This window comes from Parabacteroides sp. KHUB-02, from assembly GCF_056640955.1.
In genome coordinates this window covers 2,710,629-2,731,549 of record NZ_JBWQEV010000001.1, presented here as the reverse complement: position 1 = coordinate 2,731,549, position 20,921 = coordinate 2,710,629, and the positions used below count along the sequence as shown (strand labels likewise).

The 20,921-nt window shown below is 47.0% G+C and carries 20 protein-coding genes and 5 tRNA genes; 19 read left to right on the top strand and 6 right to left on the bottom strand.

Annotated features, from left to right (window positions below; all coding sequences use genetic code 11):
* Window positions 1-2: 2 nt before the first annotated feature.
* Window positions 3-1,238, top strand: coding sequence for a 3-deoxy-D-manno-octulosonic acid transferase (locus tag ACYIA1_RS12135; RefSeq protein ID WP_048927519.1), 1,236 nt, complete (start codon window positions 3-5; stop codon window positions 1,236-1,238).
* 134 nt (window positions 1,239-1,372) lie between these two features.
* On the opposite strand, the gene ACYIA1_RS12130 is transcribed toward ACYIA1_RS12135, so the two are convergent.
* The 6 genes from ACYIA1_RS12130 to ACYIA1_RS12105 all read right to left on the bottom strand — a co-directional run bounded on the left by ACYIA1_RS12130 (window position 1,373) and on the right by ACYIA1_RS12105 (window position 8,303).
* Window positions 1,373-2,776 carry a C1 family peptidase gene (locus ACYIA1_RS12130; RefSeq protein WP_048927520.1) on the bottom strand — a complete coding sequence of 468 codons (1,404 nt, stop codon included), beginning with the start codon at window positions 2,774-2,776 and terminating at the stop codon, window positions 1,373-1,375.
* A gap of 27 nt (window positions 2,777-2,803) precedes the next feature.
* The gene (locus ACYIA1_RS12125) at window positions 2,804-3,922 is read right to left on the bottom strand and encodes a carbohydrate-binding family 9-like protein (RefSeq protein ID WP_480335389.1); all 1,119 of its coding nucleotides are present in this window, start codon (window positions 3,920-3,922) and stop codon (window positions 2,804-2,806) included.
* Between the two features lie 36 nt (window positions 3,923-3,958).
* A complete protein-coding gene (locus ACYIA1_RS12120) occupies window positions 3,959-5,152 on the bottom strand; it encodes a serine hydrolase domain-containing protein (RefSeq protein ID WP_005867235.1) in 1,194 nt (397 codons plus the stop codon).
* A 157-nt stretch (window positions 5,153-5,309) separates the two neighbouring features.
* Window positions 5,310-5,825 (bottom strand): gamma carbonic anhydrase family protein, encoded by a 516-nt coding sequence (locus ACYIA1_RS12115; protein WP_005854163.1) that lies wholly within the window; start codon window positions 5,823-5,825, stop codon window positions 5,310-5,312.
* Window positions 5,826-5,835: 10 nt separating this feature from the next.
* Entirely contained in the window at window positions 5,836-7,623 is a 1,788-nt protein-coding gene (locus ACYIA1_RS12110) for an aminopeptidase P family protein (protein ID WP_048927523.1), read from the bottom strand.
* Between the two features lie 44 nt (window positions 7,624-7,667).
* Entirely contained in the window at window positions 7,668-8,303 is a 636-nt protein-coding gene (locus tag ACYIA1_RS12105; RefSeq protein WP_005867237.1) for an HU family DNA-binding protein, read from the bottom strand.
* A 401-nt stretch (window positions 8,304-8,704) separates the two neighbouring features.
* Here ACYIA1_RS12105 and ACYIA1_RS12100 point away from each other — a divergent pair, with 401 nt between their 5' ends.
* The 18 genes from ACYIA1_RS12100 (at window position 8,705) to rpoB (ending at window position 20,876) form a co-directional block, all read left to right on the top strand.
* A complete protein-coding gene (locus ACYIA1_RS12100; protein WP_008773678.1) occupies window positions 8,705-9,562 on the top strand; it encodes a hypothetical protein in 858 nt (285 codons plus the stop codon).
* Between the two features lie 14 nt (window positions 9,563-9,576).
* The gene (mtnA, locus tag ACYIA1_RS12095) at window positions 9,577-10,614 is read left to right on the top strand and encodes an S-methyl-5-thioribose-1-phosphate isomerase (RefSeq protein WP_480335385.1); all 1,038 of its coding nucleotides are present in this window, start codon (window positions 9,577-9,579) and stop codon (window positions 10,612-10,614) included.
* Window positions 10,615-10,698: 84 nt separating this feature from the next.
* Window positions 10,699-10,890, top strand: coding sequence for a 30S ribosomal protein S21 (gene rpsU / locus ACYIA1_RS12090; RefSeq protein ID WP_005854174.1), 192 nt, complete (start codon window positions 10,699-10,701; stop codon window positions 10,888-10,890).
* Window positions 10,891-10,963: 73 nt separating this feature from the next.
* Complete coding sequence (locus ACYIA1_RS12085; RefSeq protein WP_008773676.1) at window positions 10,964-11,872, top strand: tyrosine-type recombinase/integrase; 909 nt, start codon at window positions 10,964-10,966, stop codon at window positions 11,870-11,872.
* Window positions 11,862-12,161 carry a ribosome hibernation-promoting factor, HPF/YfiA family gene (gene hpf, locus ACYIA1_RS12080; protein ID WP_008778704.1) on the top strand — a complete coding sequence of 100 codons (300 nt, stop codon included), beginning with the start codon at window positions 11,862-11,864 and terminating at the stop codon, window positions 12,159-12,161. Before ACYIA1_RS12085 ends, hpf begins: the two co-directional genes overlap by 11 nt.
* A 93-nt stretch (window positions 12,162-12,254) precedes the next feature.
* A tRNA-Thr gene (locus ACYIA1_RS12075) sits at window positions 12,255-12,328 on the top strand.
* Between the two features lie 19 nt (window positions 12,329-12,347).
* Window positions 12,348-12,430 (top strand) — tRNA-Tyr (locus tag ACYIA1_RS12070).
* 44 nt (window positions 12,431-12,474) lie between these two features.
* Window positions 12,475-12,547, top strand: a tRNA-Gly gene (locus tag ACYIA1_RS12065).
* A 10-nt stretch (window positions 12,548-12,557) separates the two neighbouring features.
* Window positions 12,558-12,629 (top strand) — tRNA-Thr (locus tag ACYIA1_RS12060).
* Between the two features lie 49 nt (window positions 12,630-12,678).
* Window positions 12,679-13,866 (top strand): elongation factor Tu, encoded by a 1,188-nt coding sequence (gene tuf, locus ACYIA1_RS12055; RefSeq protein WP_048927526.1) that lies wholly within the window; start codon window positions 12,679-12,681, stop codon window positions 13,864-13,866.
* A gap of 52 nt (window positions 13,867-13,918) precedes the next feature.
* A tRNA-Trp gene (locus ACYIA1_RS12050) sits at window positions 13,919-13,991 on the top strand.
* Between the two features lie 18 nt (window positions 13,992-14,009).
* Window positions 14,010-14,204, top strand: coding sequence for a preprotein translocase subunit SecE (secE, locus tag ACYIA1_RS12045; RefSeq protein WP_005854211.1), 195 nt, complete (start codon window positions 14,010-14,012; stop codon window positions 14,202-14,204).
* A gap of 11 nt (window positions 14,205-14,215) precedes the next feature.
* A complete protein-coding gene (nusG, locus tag ACYIA1_RS12040) occupies window positions 14,216-14,758 on the top strand; it encodes a transcription termination/antitermination protein NusG (protein ID WP_048927527.1) in 543 nt (180 codons plus the stop codon).
* Between the two features lie 67 nt (window positions 14,759-14,825).
* Window positions 14,826-15,269, top strand: coding sequence for a 50S ribosomal protein L11 (rplK, locus tag ACYIA1_RS12035; RefSeq protein WP_005867244.1), 444 nt, complete (start codon window positions 14,826-14,828; stop codon window positions 15,267-15,269).
* A gap of 15 nt (window positions 15,270-15,284) precedes the next feature.
* Window positions 15,285-15,983 carry a 50S ribosomal protein L1 gene (gene rplA / locus ACYIA1_RS12030; protein WP_005854218.1) on the top strand — a complete coding sequence of 233 codons (699 nt, stop codon included), beginning with the start codon at window positions 15,285-15,287 and terminating at the stop codon, window positions 15,981-15,983.
* Between the two features lie 14 nt (window positions 15,984-15,997).
* Entirely contained in the window at window positions 15,998-16,528 is a 531-nt protein-coding gene (gene rplJ / locus ACYIA1_RS12025; RefSeq protein WP_005867245.1) for a 50S ribosomal protein L10, read from the top strand.
* 50 nt (window positions 16,529-16,578) lie between these two features.
* Window positions 16,579-16,956: a 50S ribosomal protein L7/L12 gene (gene rplL / locus ACYIA1_RS12020; RefSeq protein ID WP_005854220.1), complete on the top strand. Its 378-nt coding sequence runs from the start codon at window positions 16,579-16,581 to the stop codon at window positions 16,954-16,956.
* Window positions 16,957-17,063: 107 nt separating this feature from the next.
* On the top strand, window positions 17,064-20,876 hold the full coding sequence (rpoB, locus tag ACYIA1_RS12015; RefSeq protein WP_005854221.1) for a DNA-directed RNA polymerase subunit beta: 3,813 nt from the start codon (window positions 17,064-17,066) through the stop codon (window positions 20,874-20,876).
* The last annotated feature ends 45 nt before the right edge of the window (window positions 20,877-20,921 follow it).

The window sequence follows — 20,921 nt, the reverse complement described above, 5'->3', positions numbered from 1 at the left end:
TCATGTACAGTTTAGCAATACATCTCTACGCTTTTGTAGTCGCTTTGATCTCGCCTTTCCATAAAAAGGCGAGACTGATGCGATTCGGGCAATGGAAAACAAATTCCATACTTCGTGAGAAGATCGACCGGAACGCTAAATACATCTGGTTCCATGCCTCCTCGCTGGGCGAGTTCGAGCAAGGGCGTCCTATGATCGAGAAGATCAAGGCGGAACATCCGGAGTATAAGGTGTTGCTGACTTTCTTTTCTCCCTCTGGCTATGAGGTACGGAAGAATTACAAGGGAGCGGACGTGATCTGCTATCTTCCTTTCGATACGCCTTTCCGGGTGAAGAAGTTCCTGAATTTGGCGAACCCGGCGATCGCCATATTTATCAAGTACGAGTTTTGGGGGAACTATTTGCGTGAGTTGCGGAAGCGGGGAATACCGGTTTATATCATTTCCGCTATATTCCGCCCCGACCAGCTATTTTTCCAATGGTTCGGAAAGCCGTACCGGAAGATGCTATCTTATTTTAATCATCTTTTTGTTCAGGACGAGCGTTCGATGAAACTCTTGAACGAGTTCGGTATCACGAATGTGACGGTGACCGGCGATACCCGTTTTGATCGGGTGTTGGATGTCCGTAAGCAAGCTCGTGAGCTTCCGTTTATCGAACGTTTCTTGGAAAGCAAGGAGGGTAAGAGGCCGATCGTGATGGTGGCCGGCAGTTCATGGCCTCAAGACGAGGCGATCTTTATCCCTTATTTCCATGAGCATCCGGAGATGAAGTTGATTATCGCCCCGCATGAGATTCACCGGGAACATCTCCTTTCTATCGAGGCGATGCTAAAACGTCCGTCCGTCCGTCTATCGGAGGCGCATGAGGATGATCTGGCCGATAAGGATTGCTTGATCATCGACAGTTTCGGACTCTTATCTTCCATTTATCGCTATGGACAGATCGCTTATATCGGTGGTGGTTTCGGAGCGGGTATCCACAACACGTTGGAAGCCGCCGTTTATGGGATGCCGGTCTTATTCGGCCCGAGATACCATAAGTTTAAGGAGGCGAAGGATCTGATCGCCGTAGGTGGTGGTTTCTCCATCACAGACGATTCCACTTTCCGAACGAAGATGGACGAGTTATTGACCGACCCGACAGCCTTGGAAACCTCCGGGCAAGCTGCCGGTGATTTTGTGAAAAACAGTGTAGGAGCGACGGATCAGATCTTGCGGCAAATCCATATCCGTTAATAGATAAAGCCGGGTTTGCTATTCGAGTGATTGTATGCCCAGACTCTTTTGATATAGCAATGGAATACGGATGAGATAGATGTACGGATTGGTAATTGAACGATTCGCATTGTCTATCTCATCCGTATTTTATTTTAATCCTCTTCAGCGAACATCGGGTCCCAAGCGGGAAGGCGAGTCGGTGTTTGTTTCAAGATCTCTTTTACTTGATCCGTGATGTACTTCTTGTTGACTACCAGACGGAACATATACTCATTAAACCATTGGTCTGTCATGATGAGGTGGCCGGCGTTCGCTCCGGGGCCCCAACTATTCTCAACCATCCATTTCTTCGGCTTTCCATTTGCGTCGAGGTCAACAGCCATCAAGGTCATGGCGTGTGAGGAACCGCTGGCGAATGTTTGGATACGTTGTTTCTTATCCATGCCGAAAGTCGTACCCATCAGTGAACCGTAATCGTAGAAGTTTACATCCAGAATACCTCTGTCACGATCGAAGAACTTGCCCACGTCGCAAGAGAAATACATCATGGTGCTGTCCTTGATGGAAGCGATAGCCATTTGTTTGATATCCTCGATCGGAAGGTTTACGTACGTCCAGTTCTTGCCATCGTAAGCGTGGCGGTCGTAATCGATCTCATACAGCTTATAATAATCGCGGCTCGGATCGTTCATCAACATGACATAGTTGTTTTTCAAATCGTCCCCGATATATTCTTGGAAGAAGGACTGAGGCGTATATTCCTTCGTCTCTACCGGATTCCCTTTAGCGTCTTTGCGAGTCCACGTGAATTTCGTAGGCGGCTCTCCCAAGTTCAATACGAGCATACGGTAAATCGTACCTAGCATCTCTGTTTTCTTTTTCTCCAGATCCGCTACGGTCGTGCCTTTGGTCGTAGACAGGTCGCGAAGTTGCAAGCCGTATTCTTTCAGCTTTAATCCGATCAGGTTGCTCATGCGTCCGGTACTGTTGCTACTGTTGGTCTCTACCATGACCTCGGCGGGAACCACGCCATACTTGGTCAAGATATCGGAGACACCCGTGAACTGCCCTCCGTCTCCGATCGGGTTCTTGAATAACCATTCCACCATCTTGTCGTCCATCGGTTTCAGACGAGTATCGATGATGCCCTGTAAGAAAAGGTTCGCTTTCTCCAATTGATCCCAGAAGAAAGAATAATTCTGGGAGAATTGGAATTCACCCATGTCGTATTTATGGATCGCCTGCGCACGGAATACGTTCAATCCCGTGAAAAGCCAGCAACGGCCCGAGGAACGTTGGTTGGAGATCCCTTTGCTCTCTACCTTATTGGAGAAGTAAGTATCCAAATTGTTCTTGCTCTCCCCATTAACGGCAAGCTTGTTGATGTCGTTATTGGTGATTGCGTTACGGATCGCCTTATCGGCCGGCGTTCCCTGATAAGACTGTTTGATTTGCTGCAACATCGTGGGTGAGATGCCTCCACCGCTTTGTTGTCCGTGAGCCGATAGCGTGATGCCTAAAGCCAAGGCCGCTATCCATAAATTGTTTTGTTTCATGATATGTAAGTTGATTAATAAATTATGTTATTTCTTTTTAGGCCATACCAGACCGTCTTGCCGGATATTCCATACCGTACCGTCCGATGTGGGTAGCGATATCTCGTACATAGAAGGTGTCGTATGTATTTCCAGTTGATTGGCGATCTCTTGCGGGCATAGCTTGTTTGCCTTCAAGTCGTTGATGTTATTGGCATAATGCCCGAAGGTCGCGGCGAACTCATTCTGACGGTAATATAAATTACGCAAGATCCATTTCGTCTCCTCCGAAGGATGTTTTACGAAAGTAGTCTCACCTTCTCCCGCAATCTTATCCGATATTTGAACATAACCCCAGTATTCGGGCATATGGATATTGATTACCCCGGTAGGCGCCCATACCCAGTTGTACTCGCGAATCTTATCCTCTCCTTGGATAGGGACTTTCACGTATTTACCGTCTTTCACGTCCGTTGTCCATTCCACACGGGAGAAGTTCACACGGATCTGCTCGCCGATTTCCGGCTTTTCTTTTCCTCTGTCCATTTGGAATACGGAAGTCCAAGGAATGAATACCTCTACGCTCCATGATTTATCCGTGTCTTTCGGGTTATTCAGCGTACCGTCCACATAAACAGCGGATTTCATTCCAGCGAACTCCCAGTTATTCAATACTTGCGGATTATCCCGGTAGGGGCGGGTTAAGAACAAGTCCCATTCCGTACCTAAGGCGTTCACCTCGTACTCCAGATAATTATGGGTGTCGTTCGTAGGATTCAGGAAGATCTCGAAGTCGTTGTCATGGAAGATCACGGCGTCGTGTTCCGTGATGGTCGCCCATACGTGCGGCTCCTCCATAAGGACGGCGAAGTACATTCCGTTATCATCGTAAGTCATCTTGGCCCGGGTCTGGAAGTGAGGGGCCGGGCGTTTGTCTCCTTCGATATCCACGAAGTTGCTGGTCCAAGGTATCGCGTCCCATTCCCCGGGAGAAAGCTTTCCGTCGATCTTGATAGGAGCGGGGGCCTTGTAGCAAACATACGTCGGCGGATTGAACGGTGGTTGCGGCATATACGTGATGTCCGGCTTTTGCGTACTGGGTTTCTGTGCGCAAGAAAGCAATAGGAGTGCCGCCAATGGCGCTGTCGTTAAAATCGTTTTTCTCATGTGCGTTTATTTTTAGATCGTTTGATAAATAGATTCTTATTGAAGTAAGTCCATCGCCGCGTCCAACCATGTATTTATATCGTCCGGATAATGTTGGTCGGCGGTATAAGTATCGCTGCGTTTGTGCCCGAGTCTTACGATCACGGCGTTCTTTTCCGGGAGCGTGAAGACATATTGCCCCAAGATTCCTCTCATATAAGGGATCTTCATCCCTTTGTAATCGAGAATCCAGTATTGGAATCCGTAACAATGGTTGGGTTTGCCGAGATCCTTATAGACAAGACGGGTATCGGGGCTTGTCGCTTCCGCCAGATAAGCGGGAGAGATCAATTGCTGGCCATCCCATTGACCGTTGTTGAGTAATAATTGTCCGAAGCGGGCGAAATCACGGGCGTTACTGTTGAAACAGCAATAGGCTTTTTCCATGCCGTCCTTCCGGTCGAGGCTCCAAAGGGCGCTTTCCTCAGCGTGCATCGGAGTCCATAGTTTGCGGGATACATAATCGCTGAGTTTCTCCCCGGTAGCCTTCTCCACGATAAAGCCCAGCAGTTGTGTCACGCCGCTTTGGTAGATAAAGTTTACGCCGGGCTCGTCGATCTCTTTCATCCCGAAGGCGATTTCCTGTAGGTCATCGCCATAATACAACTGGGTGGTAGGAGAGAAAGGAGAGCTGTAAGCCTCGTCGAAATCCACGCCGGCGCTCATGGTCAGCAAATGGCGAAGCGTTAGGGCCTTTCCGTCGTATCCCTTGAATTCCGGGAAAAAGTCGCTTACCGGTTGATCGACATCGCGGATAAATCCATCGTCGATAGCGCAGCCGATCGCTAACGAGACGATGCTTTTCGCCATCGAGAAGGAGTTGCTATGCGATTCCGGGGAATAATCTTCCCAATATTGCTCGAATAGCAGTCGATTGTCTTGGATGATTACATAGGCAACCGTACCCAGCTCCTCAAACCGGGGAAGATAACGCTCTGGAATACTTTTCGTATTGTAAGCTTCCGATAGTTCCCAAGGGCGGGGCGAACCTGCTTTTACGACCCGGTTCTCGAAAATCGGATATTGATCGATCTTGGGTAATAAATGAGTAAGCGCTCTGCGCAAATAATAATTGGAGGGTAACGTTAGATACCCTCCGATTCCTACTATAAAAATAAACACTATCCATCTCACGCTTCGAGACAAATAGTGTTTATTGTTTTGAATTCCTTTATTTGAATTATTTTTCATGTAACCACTTTTTGCCTGAAGGGGTATACGTGTAAATTAAGCCTATTAGGCAAATAATCCCGACAACTCCAAGAAAGATTACTAACTCCATATTATTGTCCTTTTTTTCATAGATACAAATATATGGTTTATAATTCAAATAATCAAATACATGTCCTTATTCTTTATACCAAGAAGAATACATATGGTAGTTTTTGGCTATTTTCTGGTTGATCTCCTTCGCTTGCTCGGGATCAACCTTCTTGACGAACTTAGCGGGAACTCCGGCGTAGATACTGCCCGGCTCGACGATCGTCTTGCTTAGTACTACGGAACCTGCGGCGATGATCGCTCCCTCGCCTACTACGGCGTGATCCAATACCACGGAGCCCATTCCGATCAAGGCGCCATTGCAAATCTTCGCCCCGTGGATCGTTACGTTATGGCCGATGGATACATCATCGCCGATCTCGATCGTCGATTTCTCATATAAGGTGTGAAGGACGGAACCATCCTGTACGTTTACGCCGTTGCCGATGCGAATCGAGTTCACGTCGCCGCGAAGCACGGTGCCAAACCAGATACTGCAACCTTCACCGATCTCTACGTCACCTATAATCGTGGCGTTGTCTGCTAAAAAAGTGTCTTTACCGATCTTCGGGGTAAAGCCACGAACGGATTTAATTAATGCCATTTTTAGTTGTTTAAATTTCTGTTGTTTTCTCTTTCAGCCAAGCTTTCTCCTCCTCGTTCAAGAACGGGCTGATCTTGTCGTATACCATTTGGTGGTACTTGTTCAGCCAAGCGTGCTCACGGACAGAGAGCATGGGGATGATAATCAAGCTCGTGTCGATGAAACAAAGCGTCAGCGTATCGAATCCTAGGAATTTCCCGAATTCCGTTTCGCTGTCCTCACGTACCAAGATCATGTTCTCCGTACGGATACCGTATTCGCCGGTACGATACATGGCCGGCTCGTCGCTGATCACCATTCCGGGCTTCAAGGTCACCGGGTTCTCCTCCATGCGGATGCTTTGGGGGCCTTCGTGTACGTTTAGGCAATGGCCGATACCGTGACCGGTTCCGTGCAAGTAATTGATTCCGGAATCCCATAGCGCTTTACGGGCAAGGATATCGATCTGGGAACCTCGTGTTCCGGCGGGAAACTTGCTTTTCGCCAAGCTGATCGTACCTTTCAACACACGGGTGAAATCCTTTTTCATCTGCTCCGTCGGCTCTCCAAGGGCGATCGTGCGGGTGATATCCGTCGTACCGTCCAGATATTGTGCGCCGGAATCGATCAAAAGCAATCCTTCCGGCTTCAAGGTCGCATCCGTCTCCGGCGTAGCGGAGTAATGAACAATCGCTCCATGCTCGGCGTAGCCGCAGATCGTGCCGAAGCTATCCATGATGTATTGCGGTTGTTCCGCACGTAAGGCTGTCAGCTTCTCGGCGGCGCTGATCTCTGTAACTTGGGCTCCTTCCGCCATTTGTTTCTCCAGCCAGATATAGAATTTTGTCAAGGCGACACCATCTTTTACCACGGCGTTTTGGAATCCCTTGATCTCGGTCTCGTTCTTGATGCTCTTCAAGTGATTGGCGGGGGAGATCCCTTCCACGATCGTACAGTTTCCTGGGATCGCATCGTATAAGGAGACGTTCGTCTTGTTCATATCCACGAATACCCGGCTGTTTTCCGGTAGGCGGGACAGATACCTCTGGATCATGGAGTATTCGGCCAGCGTAACCCCTTCTTTCTTCAAATGCTCGGTGATCTCGGCGGTCAGCTTCTCCGGCTTGATGAAAAGCACGCTCTCATCCTCCGATACAAAGGCGTAGCTGACTACGACCGGGTTATAGGTCACGTCCGTACCCCGGATATTGAATGTCCACGCGATCTCGTCTAAGGCGGCGAGGATCAAGCAGTCGGCGCCCTCGCTCCGCAACTGGTTATTGATTAGGTCTAGTTTCTCGTGCACGGAGGCTCCGCTTAATGCTTCCGGCATCTCGAATATCGGGTTTCCGGGAACGGCGGGACGGTCCTTCCAGATACCCTCGATCAGGTCGGCCGAGGTATCCAGCTTGATTTCTTTACGGCTTAGTTTATTAGCCAAGGCACTCGCTTCGGCGGCGCTATAGGTTTGCCCGTCCAGCCCTACGGCCTGTCCGGCGTGTAACTCATGCAAGAGGAATTCCGTGATAGACGGTGTCTCCGGAAGCGCCAACTTATAGAGTTCGATACCGGAACCTTCCAGCTGGCTGGCCGCTTGCAGGAAATACCGGGAATCGGTCCATAAGCCCGCCTTGTCCGCGGTGACCACGATCGTTCCCGCCGAGCCGGTGAAGCCGGATATCCATTCTCTCGATTTCCAGCGATCGGCCGGATACTCGCTTAGGTGCGGGTCGGAACTGGGTATGATGTAAGCGTCAACCTTCTGTTGTCTCATAGCCTCCCGTAGGGCGGCGATACGTTCAGGAATGTTTGTTTTCATCGCATTTTATTTTAGTCAACATTAATACTCGCAAAGTTAATGAATTATTTTGGATTTGTCTCGCCGGAAACCGGCTCTTCTACCTTATAATATAGATGGGAAGTGCCTAGCTTTTCCCACCGCAGTTTCCCTTCCTCTACCAGCCGCCGCAAGTCGAGGGAAGCCTTGCTTCTGGAGCATCCGCAGAGCGACATATACTTCTTCTGGTGGATAAAAGGGTTCGTCTCCAGATAACGGAATACCTCTTGCTCGCATTCCTTGGCGGAGGGATACGCGGGATCGCTAACCGTGTACTCGTCACGAAACACCGGCATGGTCTTCAGCCGGTCTCTTAGTTCCTTGGACGATCTGAACTTCACGTCCTTGAAATGGATGGATTCCGCCCGGATCTCATTCTTTTCCATCACGGGCCGGCTTTTCAGTGAGACGCTGAAAGTACCGATCCCCTCTAGCTCCACGTTATAACCGAACATGAGGAAGTCCACCATCATGTCTTGGAAAAGCTGCAAGATCCCTTTCATATCCGCGGGAGAGAAAGAAGACCGGGACTTCGCTCTGCTGATGAACTCATCCGTATGTATCGTCCCGCAAGAGACCAAACGAGGATGTAGGGGTAATGACTTCCCGGATTCCTCTGGATTCGGGTTGGGATTTCTGACTAACTTGTAATTTGCTGACATCTATGCTGTGTTTAAATGGTTATAGATCTTTTATCCGATTCTTCTAGATCGCTTACTCGTTTCTATAGGCGAGCTTAGCGGTTTCTTCAAGAAGAATTCATCTTCCAACAGCCGTTGTATGATCATGCACCAACTGTTGGAAGATCATCCACCATTCGTTAGATGATCATCTAACAGATGGTGGATAATGAATACTTCAGCTTCAAAGGTACAATATATAAAAGAGAAAAGGGTAAGGATTCCGGATAAAAGAGCTAAAGGTTATGATAAATGTATATGGGCTCACAGCCTTGTGGTCCACAACCTTGTGAACCGATCCCTTTAAATCAAGTTAAAGATAAGGCACCCAATAGATATCAAGGAATAATTTGCTAGCTTTGTAGAAACAAATAAGAAGTGCCATGAGGAATCTGCTTTATCTTTTTGTCTTTGCGGCTCTGCTTCTCGGCTTGAGCGCATGTTCTTCTTATTATTATTCGATGTTGAACTCGAATGACCCCGTCGGGGAGAAGAATGAGAGAGGTGATTTTGTGCAGGAAAACGATACGGTACGTATCTCTTATCGTTTCTGGGGAGAGAACGCCCCGGTTACTATTACCATTTATAATAAATTGGATGAACCCTTGTATGTGGATTGGGGGCGGTCGGCGCTGATTATCGATGACGTGGCTACCACCTACGATCCGAAAGTGGCCTCGGTGAGAGGCGAGAGCTCTAGCGTGGCATCCGGTAGCTCCTTTCATTGGAGCGATAGGAGCAGCAGCGGGTGGAGCTACTCGGAAGGTTCCTTCTCCGGTGATGTGAGTTTGCCGAAGGGCGTTGAGTTTATCCCGCCGCATTCCAAATTAGTCAATACGCCTTTGCAATTAGCCAACTTCCCGTTTAACGAGATCCCGAAGGAAGAGTATGTAAAGGAGCAAATGACAACGAAAGCAAACACCACCGTAAATATCCGAGTGAAGGATTTTACGGAGGAAGATTCTCCTCTGAGATTCCGTAGCTACCTGACGTTGTTCGCCGGAGGGACCAATGGGAAGCCCTTGAAGCATTCCTCTTTTGAGCGGAACTTCTATCTGGCGAAATTGATCAAGGTCGGCGACGTGGCTCCCCAGTATTTCGATGAGGGACAGCAGCAATCCGGCGATTTCTTTTACGTGAAAGAGACTCATGGGGCTACGGCAGGCCTTGTCGTAGGAGCGATAGCGGTTACCGCCGCAGGGGTGGCGATAGAAGCTACGCTGGGTCCCGTGAACTATTAATATATTCATATCGAATGATACAAACTCTATCTGATTTAAAGACCGTGCGTTTCAACGAGCAAGCGGACGGTGTGATCATTTTGGACCAAACTCTGCTGCCGGGTAAGGAAGCGTATCTGACCCTTACCACTGCCGAGGAGATATGGGATGCCATCTATAAATTAAAGGTACGTGGAGCACCTGCTATCGGGGTAGCGGCCGCTTATGGTATCTATGTCTGCGCCCGTCGGATCGATACGGCGGAGAAATCCGTTTTCGTGAATGAGTTTCGGAAGATCAAGGAGTATCTGGCCGGTTCCCGTCCGACAGCGGTGAATCTGGTGGCGGCGCTGAACCGGATGGAGCGGGTATTGGTCGCTCATCCAACCTTGTCTGTCCCGGAATGGAAAGAGCTATTATATAAGGAAGCGATCGCGATCCGGGAGGAAGACGCCGCCGCTTGCCGGCAGATCGGCGAGAACTGTCTGGCGCTACTCCGTCCTGGGATGGGAATCCTTACGCATTGCAACGCCGGACATCTGGCGGTCTCGGAGTATGGCACCGCCTTGGCGCCGATTTATCTGGGGCAGGAGAGAGGTTATGGTTTCAAGGTCTTCGCCGACGAGACCCGTCCTTTGTTGCAAGGCGCCCGGCTCACGGCCTATGAGCTAAGCAGGGCCGGCGTGGACGTGATGCTGATTTGCGATAATATGGCCTCTATCGTCATGCGGAAAGGCTGGGTGCATGCCGTGGTCGTAGGTTGCGACCGTGTAGCCGCCAATGGCGACGTGGCGAATAAGATCGGCACGTCCGGAGTGGCTATCTTGGCCCGGCATTACAAGATCCCCTTCTATGTATTAGGCCCGACATCCACCATCGATGGCTCGTGCCCGGACGGCGATTCCATTGTAATAGAGGAACGTAACCCCGATGAGGTCACCGAGATGTGGTATTCAAGGCGTATGGCCCCGAAAGACGTAAAAGTCTATAACCCCGCCTTCGACATTACTCCCCACGAGCTAATCACGGCTATAATTACGGAGAAAGGCATCTTTTATAAAAATAATCGCTGAAAGTTTTGCTAATCCCGAAACAATCAGTAATTTTGCCGCTCAATTTGAGGATATAAATAATTAAACAATATAACAATTTAAATTATGATCGTAGTTCCATTAAAAGAAGGCGAAAACATCGAGAAGGCGCTTAAGAAATTCAAGAGAAAGTTCGAGAAAACAGGTGTAGTCAAGGAATTGAGAGGCCGTCAGGCTTTCGAGAAACCGTCTGTTACGAAGAGAAAGCAGACTATGCGTGCTATCTACGTACAGCATTTGCAACAAGTAGAAGAATAATTATAGCTTCCGGGCTTGTTTTATTGAATTCTTATTCCTATTTTCGTTGCATGAATGTTGATGCAACGAGAATATGCTGATCGATGACTTTCTAAACTATCTCCGGTATGAGCGGAACTATTCCAATTATACGATTGGTGCCTATTCGAAAGATTTGGACCAATTTCAGAGGTATGTAAGAGAGCATCGAGAAGGTGTATTCGACCCCGGGGAAATCGACTCGGATTTCGTGAGAAGCTGGATCGTCAGTTTGATGGACGAGAAGCTTTCTCCCGTATCGGTAAACCGGAAATTAAGTTCTTTGAAATCTTTTTTTAAGTTTCTCATGAAACGGGGGATTGTCTCCGCGAATCCGTTGAGATTGGTGAGCGGTCCGAAAACGAAGAAACCCTTACCTTATTTTATTAAGGATAGCGAGTTGGAGGCGTTGTTGGACGGGGACGGATTTGATGAGGATTTTGAAGGTGTGAGGAATCGGTTGGTCATTGAGATGCTATACGATACCGGGATGCGCCGCTCAGAGTTAATCGGCATACGAAACGTGGATGTGGATTATGAGGCGATGCAGGTCAAGGTAACCGGAAAGCGGAACAAGCAGCGGTTGATTCCTTTTGCGGAGGGTTTAAAAAACTTAATGCTTGCATACACGGAAGTCCGTGATCGTGAGGTTGAAGCAGCCGGTGAATGGTTTTTCGTTCGAAAGAACGGGAACCAGTTGTCGACGGGGATTGTTTATAATATAGTAAAAAAGCAATTGTCGGAGATACCCATGCTGGCGAAACGAAGTCCACACGTGTTACGACATTCATTTGCAACGAGTATGTTAAACAACGGAGCCGAGCTGAACGCTGTGAAAGATTTATTAGGTCATAGCAGTTTAGCGTCTACCAGTGTTTACACGCATACAACCTTTGAGGAATTAAAAAAAGTGTATCATGCTCATCCAAGAGCAAAAAAAGAAGGAGGTTATTATGGACGTTAGAATTCAAGCAATTCATTTCGACGCAACTGCACAGTTGGAGGCGTTTATTCAGAAGAAAGTTTCTAAATTGGAGCAATACTTCGATGGTATTATATTGGCAGAGGTTACATTGAAGGTGGTTAAGCCTGAGACGGTGAAGAACAAGCAAGCCAGTATAATGTTGTCCGTGAAGAACGGGGAATGTTTCGCTGATAAAATAAACGATACTTTCGAAGGGGCGATAGACGATTGTGTTGAGGCTTTGGAGAAGCAACTGGTTAAATTCAAAGAAAAAATCAGAGCCAAATAAAAAAAACGGTAGATAAATTTGGTATGTAAGAAATAATATCTAAATTTGCAGCCGTTTCGCCGTGGTGACGAAACGGCTGCTTTTAGAAGTATCGCCTCTTTAGCTCAGTTGGCCAGAGCACGTGATTTGTAATCTCGGGGTCGTTGGTTCGAATCCGACAAGAGGCTCAAAAGAATGTATTGGAATGGGCAGTTACCAGAGTGGCCAAATGGGGCTGACTGTAACTCAGCTGGCTTTCGCCTTCGGTGGTTCGAATCCATCACTGCCCACACGAATGAAACAAAGGAGAGAATCGGTTGGTTCATTCGGTCTTGCGGAAGTAGCTCAGTTGATAGAGCATTAGCCTTCCAAGCTGAGGGTCGCGGGTTTGAGCCCCGTCTTCCGCTCTTATAAGTTGCCTGTGTAGCTCAGCGGTAGAGCACTTCCTTGGTAAGGAAGAGGTCCCGAGTTCAAGTCTCGGCACCGGCTCAATTGAAAATTGAACATGATCATTAATCAAATAAAGAACAATTAAGTTATGGCAAAAGAGAAATTTGACAGATCGAAACCACATGTGAACATTGGTACGATTGGTCACGTTGACCACGGTAAAACAACTTTGACAGCTGCTATCACAACAGTATTGGCAAAGAAAGGTCTTTCAGAGTTGCGTTCATTCGATTCTATCGACAACGCTCCTGAAGAAAAAGAGAGAGGTATCACAATCAACACTTCTCACGTAGAGTATCAGACTGCAAACCGTCACTATGCTCACGTAGACTGTCCGGGTCACGCCGACTACGTAAAGAACATGGTAACTGGTGCTGCTCAGATGGACGGTGCTATCATCGTAGTTGCTGCTACTGATGGTCCTATGCCTCAAACTCGCGAGCACATCCTTTTGGCTCGTCAGGTAAACGTTCCGAGATTGGTTGTATTCATGAACAAGTGTGACATGGTTGACGACGAGGAAATGTTGGAATTGGTTGAGATGGAGATGAGAGAGTTGCTTTCATTCTATCAATTCGACGGTGACAACACTCCGATCATCCGTGGTTCTGCTCTTGGTGCATTGAACGGTGATCCTCAATGGGAAGATAAAGTAATGGAGTTGATGGAAGCTTGTGATACTTGGATTCCTCTGCCTCCGCGTGAAATCGACAAGCCGTTCTTGATGCCGGTTGAGGACGTATTCTCAATCACGGGTCGTGGTACTGTTGCTACAGGTCGTATCGAGACAGGTATTGTTAAGGTTGGTGAGGAAGTTCAGATCATCGGTCTTGGCGCTGCTGGTAAGAAATCTGTTGTTACAGGTGTTGAGATGTTCCGTAAGTTATTGGATCAAGGTGAGGCTGGTGACAACGTTGGTTTGTTGCTTCGCGGTATCGATAAGAACGAGATCAAGCGTGGTATGGTAATCTGCCACCCGGGTCAGGTTAAAGAGCATTCTAAGTTCAAGGCTGAGGTTTATATCTTGAAGAAAGAGGAAGGTGGTCGTCACACTCCGTTCCACAACAAATATCGTCCTCAGTTCTACATCCGTACATTGGATGTAACTGGTGAGATCACTTTGCCGGAAGGAACTGAAATGGTAATGCCGGGTGATAACGTAACGATCGAGGTTGAGTTGATCTATCCGGTAGCATGTAGCGTAGGTCTTCGTTTCGCTATCCGCGAGGGTGGACGTACAGTAGGTGCAGGCCAGATCACAGAATTAGAGAACTAATTCAAACATTAGATAATGTTATAGCCAGTCTTTTTAAGGGCTGGCTATTTCTACGGAAGTAGCTCAGTCGGTAGAGCACTGGTCTCCAAAACCAGGTGTCGGGAGTTCGAGCCTCTCCTTCCGTGCTAAAATCTATAGATTCGATGAAAAAGATAATTACTTATATTAAGGAATCTTATAACGAACTTGTTTATAAAGTTTCTTGGCCTACGAGAGCAGAGCTTTCCAATAGTGCGGTTGTTGTTATGTTTGCTTCCCTTATCATCGCCGCATTGATCTTTGTTGTTGACGGGGCCTTCGAGGCTGTTATGCGTTTCTTCTACAACCAAATTTTCTAATCAGTTAAGGTATGTCTGATATCCAAAAGAAATTTTATGTTCTGCGTGCCATCAGTGGCAAGGAGAACAAGGTGCGGGAATATCTAGAGGCTGAGCTGAAGAATACGGATCTGGGAGAATATGTATTTCAAGTCTTGATTCCGACCGAGAAAACCTTTACGGTACGAAACGGTAAGAAGGTCATGAAAGAAAGGGCTTACTTGCCGGGTTATGTGCTGGTCGAGGCTGCTTTGGTCGGTGAGGTTGCTCATCGATTGCGGAACATTCCAAACGTGATTGGTTTCTTGGGTGGTTCTGATACCCCCGTGCCATTACGCCCTGCGGAAGTGAATCGTATTTTGGGTACGGTTGACGAGTTGCAGGAACAACAAGAGGATCTGGATATCCAGTTCTATGTTGGCGAGAGTGTGAAGATTACTTTTGGACCGTTCAGCGGTTTCACGGGTATAATCGAAGAGGTCAACGCCGAGAAAAAGAAACTTAAGGTGATGGTTAAGGTCTTCGGACGCAAGACTCCCCTTGAGTTGGGTTATATGCAAGTTGAGAAAGAATAGTACTCTGGTTACGAAAAGTGCTACCTTTCTGTTATTGATGTTATATATCTAAAAAATTTTAGAAACAATGGCTAAAGAAGTTGCTGGACAAATCAAATTGCAGATTAAAGGAGGAGCAGCAAACCCTTCTCCCCCAGTAGGACCTGCTTTGGGTTCTAAGGGTATTAATATTATGGAGTTTTGCAAGCAATTTAATGCCAAGACCCAAGACAAGGCTGGTAAGATATTACCTGTTGTAATTACTTACTATGCCGATAAGTCTTTCGACTTTGTCGTTAAAACTCCTCCTGTGGCAATCCAGTTGTTGGAAGCTACTAAGAAGAAGAGCGGTTCCGCTCAACCTAACCGTGCTAAGATCGCTGAGATCACATGGGAGCAGGTGAAAGCTATCGCTGAAGACAAATTAGTCGATCTAAACTGCTTTACTGTCGAGTCAGCCATGAGAATGGTTGCGGGAACAGCCAGAAGTATGGGTATCACTGTTAAAGGGACATTCCCGGGTAATAATTAATAAACTTCAATTGAGATGAGTAAACTTACAAAGAATCAAAAGTTGGCTTTGGGCAAGATTGAAGCTGGGAAAGCATATACATTGAAAGAAGCTTCAGCTTTAGTGAAGGAAATTACTACAACTAAGTTTGACGCATCCGTAGATGTTGATGTCCGTTTAGGTGTTGACCCCCGTAAGGCCAATCAAATGGTGAGAGGCGTGGTTTCATTGCCTCACGGAACTGGTAAGCAGGTTAGGGTTCTCGCATTATGTACTCCGGACAAGGAAGCTGAAGCTACTGCCGCTGGAGCTGACTATGTTGGATTGGATGAGTATATTAATAAGATTAAAGGCGGTTGGACTGACATTGATGTTATCATCACTATGCCTTCTATCATGGGTAAGATCGGTGCTCTTGGTCGCGTATTAGGCCCTCGTGGTTTGATGCCTAACCCAAAGAGTGGTACGGTTACCAATGAGATCGGAAATGCGGTGAAGGAGGTTAAGCAAGGTAAGATCGACTTTAAGGTAGATAAGAGCGGTATCGTTCACACATCTGTTGGTAAGGTGTCTTTCACTCCGGAACAGATTCGTGACAATGCTAAGGAGTTTATTTCAACTTTGATCAAGTTGAAACCTACTGCGGCTAAAGGTGCGTATATAAAGAGTATTTATCTTTCTAGTACTATGAGTGCGGGTATTAAAATTGACCCCAAATCAGTTGAAGAAAACTAAAAAACAATTGAACAATGAGAAAGGAAGATAAAGGAACTGTTATAGGTCAATTAACTGAAACATTAAAGGAATATCCTAATTTCTATTTGACGGATATCGAGGCGTTGGACGCTGAGAAAACCAGCAAATTGAGAAGAGAGTGTTTCAAGCGTGAGGTTAAGTTAGTCGTTGTAAAGAATAACTTGCTTAAGAAAGCGTTGGAGAACATTGAAGGTGACTTCTCTGATCTTAACGTGGCTTTGAAAGGCAATACGGCTGTGATGTTCTCACAAGTCGCTAATGCTCCCGCTCGCCTGATTAAGGATTTTACTAAGGACGCTAAAAAAGGTGTAGTCGTTAAACCGGCTTTGAAGGCTGCTTACGTACAAGAAAGCTTCTATGTAGGTGCTGAGAATCTTGAGGCATTAGTAAATATCAAGAGCAAAAACGAACTTATTGCCGATGTTATCGCATTGTTGGAATCTCCGGCGAAGAACGTTATCTCTGCTCTTCAGTCATCAGGACAAACTATCCATGGTCTGTTGAAGACTTTGGAAGAAAGATAATTTTTCATTAAAACATTACACAGATAAATAATCATTTAAATCATACAAAAATGGCAGATTTGAAAGCTTTTGCAGAACAATTAGTAAACTTGACCGTTAAAGAAGTTAGCGAATTAGCTACTATCCTTAAAGAAGAGTACGGTATCGAACCTGCTGCTGCAGCTGTTGCTGTTGCTGGTCCTGCTGCTGGTGGTGCTGCTGCCGCTGCAGAAGAGAAGACTTCTTTCGATGTTGTATTGAAAGCAGCAGGTGCTAATAAATTAGCTATCGTTAAGTTAGTTAAAGAATTAACAGGTCTTGGCTTGAAAGAGGCTAAGGATATGGTAGATAGCGCTCCCAGTGCAATCAAGGAAGGTATCGCTAAAGCTGATGCTGAGGCATTGAAGAAACAGTTGGAAGAGGCTGGAGCTGAAGTTGAGCTTAAATAGTATTTATAACCTGGTTTCCAGGTGATTTGGTTAAGAGTCTCCGACTACGAAGACTCTTAACCTTTTTGTGTCTATAATTTCAATAAGTTCAATAAATTCCTTACTAGATGTCTTCAACAGCTGAAAACCAAAGAGTTAATTTTGCTTCGATAAAGAATCAGTTCCCGTATCCGGACTTTCTCGAAGTTCAATTGAAGTCGTTCCAAGACTTTCTTCAACTTGACACTCCTCCTGAAAAGAGAAAGAAGGAGGGATTGTATAAGGTATTTGCCGAGAATTTCCCGATTGCGGATACCCGTAACAATTTTGTGTTGGAGTTCTTAGATTACTATATAGATCCGCCTCGTTACTGTATCGATGAGTGTATCGCTCGCGGGTTAACCTATAGCGTGCCTTTAAAAGCGAAGTTAAAACTGTACTGTACGGACCCGGATCATGAGGACTTCGATACGGTGATCCAAGATGTATACTTGGGTCCGATCCCGTATATGACGGACAGAGGTACTTTCGTGATCAACGGCGCCGAGCGTGTTGTCGTGTCTCAGCTGCACCGTTCTCCGGGCGTATTCTTCGGACAAAGCACGCACGCAAACGGAACGAAGTTGTACTCCGCACGTATTATCCCGTTCAAGGGGTCATGGATCGAGTTCGCTACGGACATCAACAATGTGATGTACGCTTACATCGACCGTAAAAAGAAATTGCCTGTAACTACTCTTTTGAGAGCTATTGGTTTTGAAAGCGATAGAGATATTCTTGAAATCTTCAACCTTGCGGAAGAGGTGAAGGTAACGAAAGCAAACCTGAAGAAGTTTATCGGACGTAAGCTGGCCGCTCGTGTTTTGAAGACTTGGGTGGAGGATTTCGTAGATGAGGATACCGGTGAGGTGGTTTCTATTGAACGTAACGATGTTATCATCGACCGTGAGTCTGTACTGGATAGCGACAATATCGAGGCTATCTTGGATTCAGGCACGCAAAATATCTTGTTGCATCGTGAGGACCAGAATCTGTCCGACTATGCTATCATATATAATACGCTCCAGAAAGACCCGAGTAACTCCGAGAAGGAAGCTGTGTTGTATATCTACAGACAGTTGAGAAATGCGGAACCGGCTGATGAGGCTAGCGCACGTGAGGTTATCACGAACCTGTTCTTCTCAGAGAAACGTTATGATCTGGGTGAGGTGGGACGTTACAGGATCAACAAGAAGTTAGGCCTTACTACAAGCGCTGATGTTAAGGTTTTGACTAAAGAAGATATTATCGAGATCATCAAGTACCTGATCGAGTTGATCAACTCGAAGGCTATCGTGGATGATATCGACCACTTAAGCAACCGTCGTGTACGTACGGTTGGCGAGCAATTGTATAACCAGTTCGGTATTGGTTTGGCTCGTATGTCACGTACAGTTCGTGAACGTATGAACGTTCGCGATAATGAGGTGTTTACTCCGATTGATTTGATCAATGCGAAGACGATTTCTTCCGTGGTTAACTCTTTCTTCGGAACGAATGCCTTGTCTCAGTTCATGGACCAGACGAACCCGTTGGCGGAGATCACGCACAAGCGTCGTTTATCAGCCCTAGGTCCGGGAGGTTTGTCTAGAGAGCGTGCCGGATTCGAGGTTCGTGACGTCCACTATACGCACTATGGTCGTCTTTGTCCGATTGAGACCCCGGAAGGTCCGAACATTGGTTTGATCTCTTCTTTATGTGTATACGCTAAGATCAACGATCTTGGTTTCATCTCGACTCCGTACCGTAAGGTGGCAGATGGAAAGGTCGACTTCTCTGAGGAAGGCTTGCAATACTACACGGCGGAGGAAGAGGAAGAGTTGACAATCGCTCAAGGTAATGCTCCATTGGATGATAACGGTAAGTTTATCCGCGATAAGGTGAAGGCTCGTTTCGAGGCTGACTTCCCTGTTGTCCCTCCTTCTGAGATTGACTTGATGGACGTGGCTCCGCAGCAGATCGCTTCTATCGCGGCTTCACTGATCCCGTTCTTGGAACATGATGACGCTAACCGTGCGTTGATGGGATCTAACATGATGCGTCAGGCGGTTCCTTTGTTGCGTACGGACGCTCCGATCGTTGGTACCGGTATCGAGGCGCAGGTTGCTCGTGACTCTCGTACTCAGATTATGGCTGAGCGTGAGGGCGAGGTTGTGTTCGTTGATGCTACTTGTATCAAGATTAAATATGACCGCACGGAGGACGAGGAATTCGTTAGCTTCGAGGATGCGGTTAAGACATATAATATCCCGAAATGGCGTAAGACCAACCAAAGTACGACAGTCGATTTGAAACCGACCTGTCATCGCGGACAACGTGTGAAAGCCGGCGATATCCTTACCGAGGGTTACTCAACCCAGAAAGGCGAGCTTGCTTTGGGACGTAACGTGAAGGTGGCTTACATGCCTTGGAAGGGTTATAACTATGAGGATGCTATCGTGTTGAACGAGCGTATGGTTCGTGAGGACTTCTTTACGTCTGTCCACGTTGACGAATACATCCTTGAGGTACGTGAGACGAAGCGTGGTATGGAGGAATTGACTTCCGATATCCCTAACGTCAGCGAAGAGGCTACCAAGGATTTGGATGAGAGAGGTATCGTTCGTGTAGGTGCTCGCATCGAGCCGGGTGATATCTTGATCGGTAAGATCACTCCGAAAGGTGAGTCTGATCCATCTCCGGAGGAAAAGTTGTTGCGTGCTATCTTCGGTGATAAGGCGGGTGATGTGAAGGATGCTTCCTTGAAGGCTACTCCGTCTTTGCGCGGTGTGGTTATCGAGACCGCTTTGTTCTCGAAGGCTGTCAAGAAACGTAAATCCAGATTGACTGATAAGGCGATCTTGCCGAAGTTGGACGAGGAATACGAAGAAAAGATGGCTAGCTTGAAGACTTTGTTAGTTGATAAGTTGTTAGTGCTTACAAACGGCAAGGTTTCTCAAGGTGTTAAAGACTATATGAATACGGAGATTATCGCTAAGGGTGCTAAGTTTACCCGCAAATCTCTGGAAGAATTGGATTATAACTCCATCCAAGTAAGCAAGTGGACGGCAGACGCTCAGAAGAATGAGTTGATCAAACAGGTTATCTTGAATTATTTGAAGAAGTACAAGGAGCTTGACGCTGAGTTGAGACGTAAGAAGTTCGACTTGACGATCGGTGATGAGCTGCCGACAGGTATCGTACAGATGGCTAAGGTTTATATCGCCAAGAAACGTAAGATTCAGGTAGGTGATAAGATGGCCGGTCGCCACGGTAACAAGGGTATCGTATCAAAGATCGTTCGTCAGGAGGATATGCCGTTCTTGGAAGACGGTACTCCGGTGGATATCTGCTTGAACCCGCTGGGTGTGCCTTCTCGTATGAACTTGGGACAGATTTTCGAGGCCGTGTTGGGTTGGGCCGGACGTGAGTTGGACGTTAAGTTCGCTACTCCGATCTTCGATGGCGCGACTTTGGATGATTTGAATGAATGGACAGACAAGGCTGGTATTCCTCGCTACGGTAAGTCTTACTTGTATGATGGTGGTACTGGTGAGCGTTTCGACCAACCTGCTACGGTGGGTGTGACTTACTTCTTGAAGTTGGGCCACATGGTTGACGATAAGATGCATGCTCGTTCAATCGGTCCGTACTCTTTGATTACGCAACAGCCGTTAGGTGGTAAGGCACAGTTCGGTGGTCAGCGTTTCGGAGAGATGGAGGTTTGGGCACTGGAAGCCTTCGGTGCCGCTCATGTTCTTCAGGAAATTCTTACGATTAAGTCTGATGACGTTGTAGGACGTTCGAAGGCTTATGAGGCGATCGTGAAGGGTGATCCGATGCCACAGCCGGGTATCCCTGAATCTCTGAATGTATTATTGCACGAGTTGAGAGGACTTGGTTTGAGTTTCACTCTGGATTAATTCAATAACAATAAAGAAGTAGGTGGGCTACGGCCCGTCCTACTT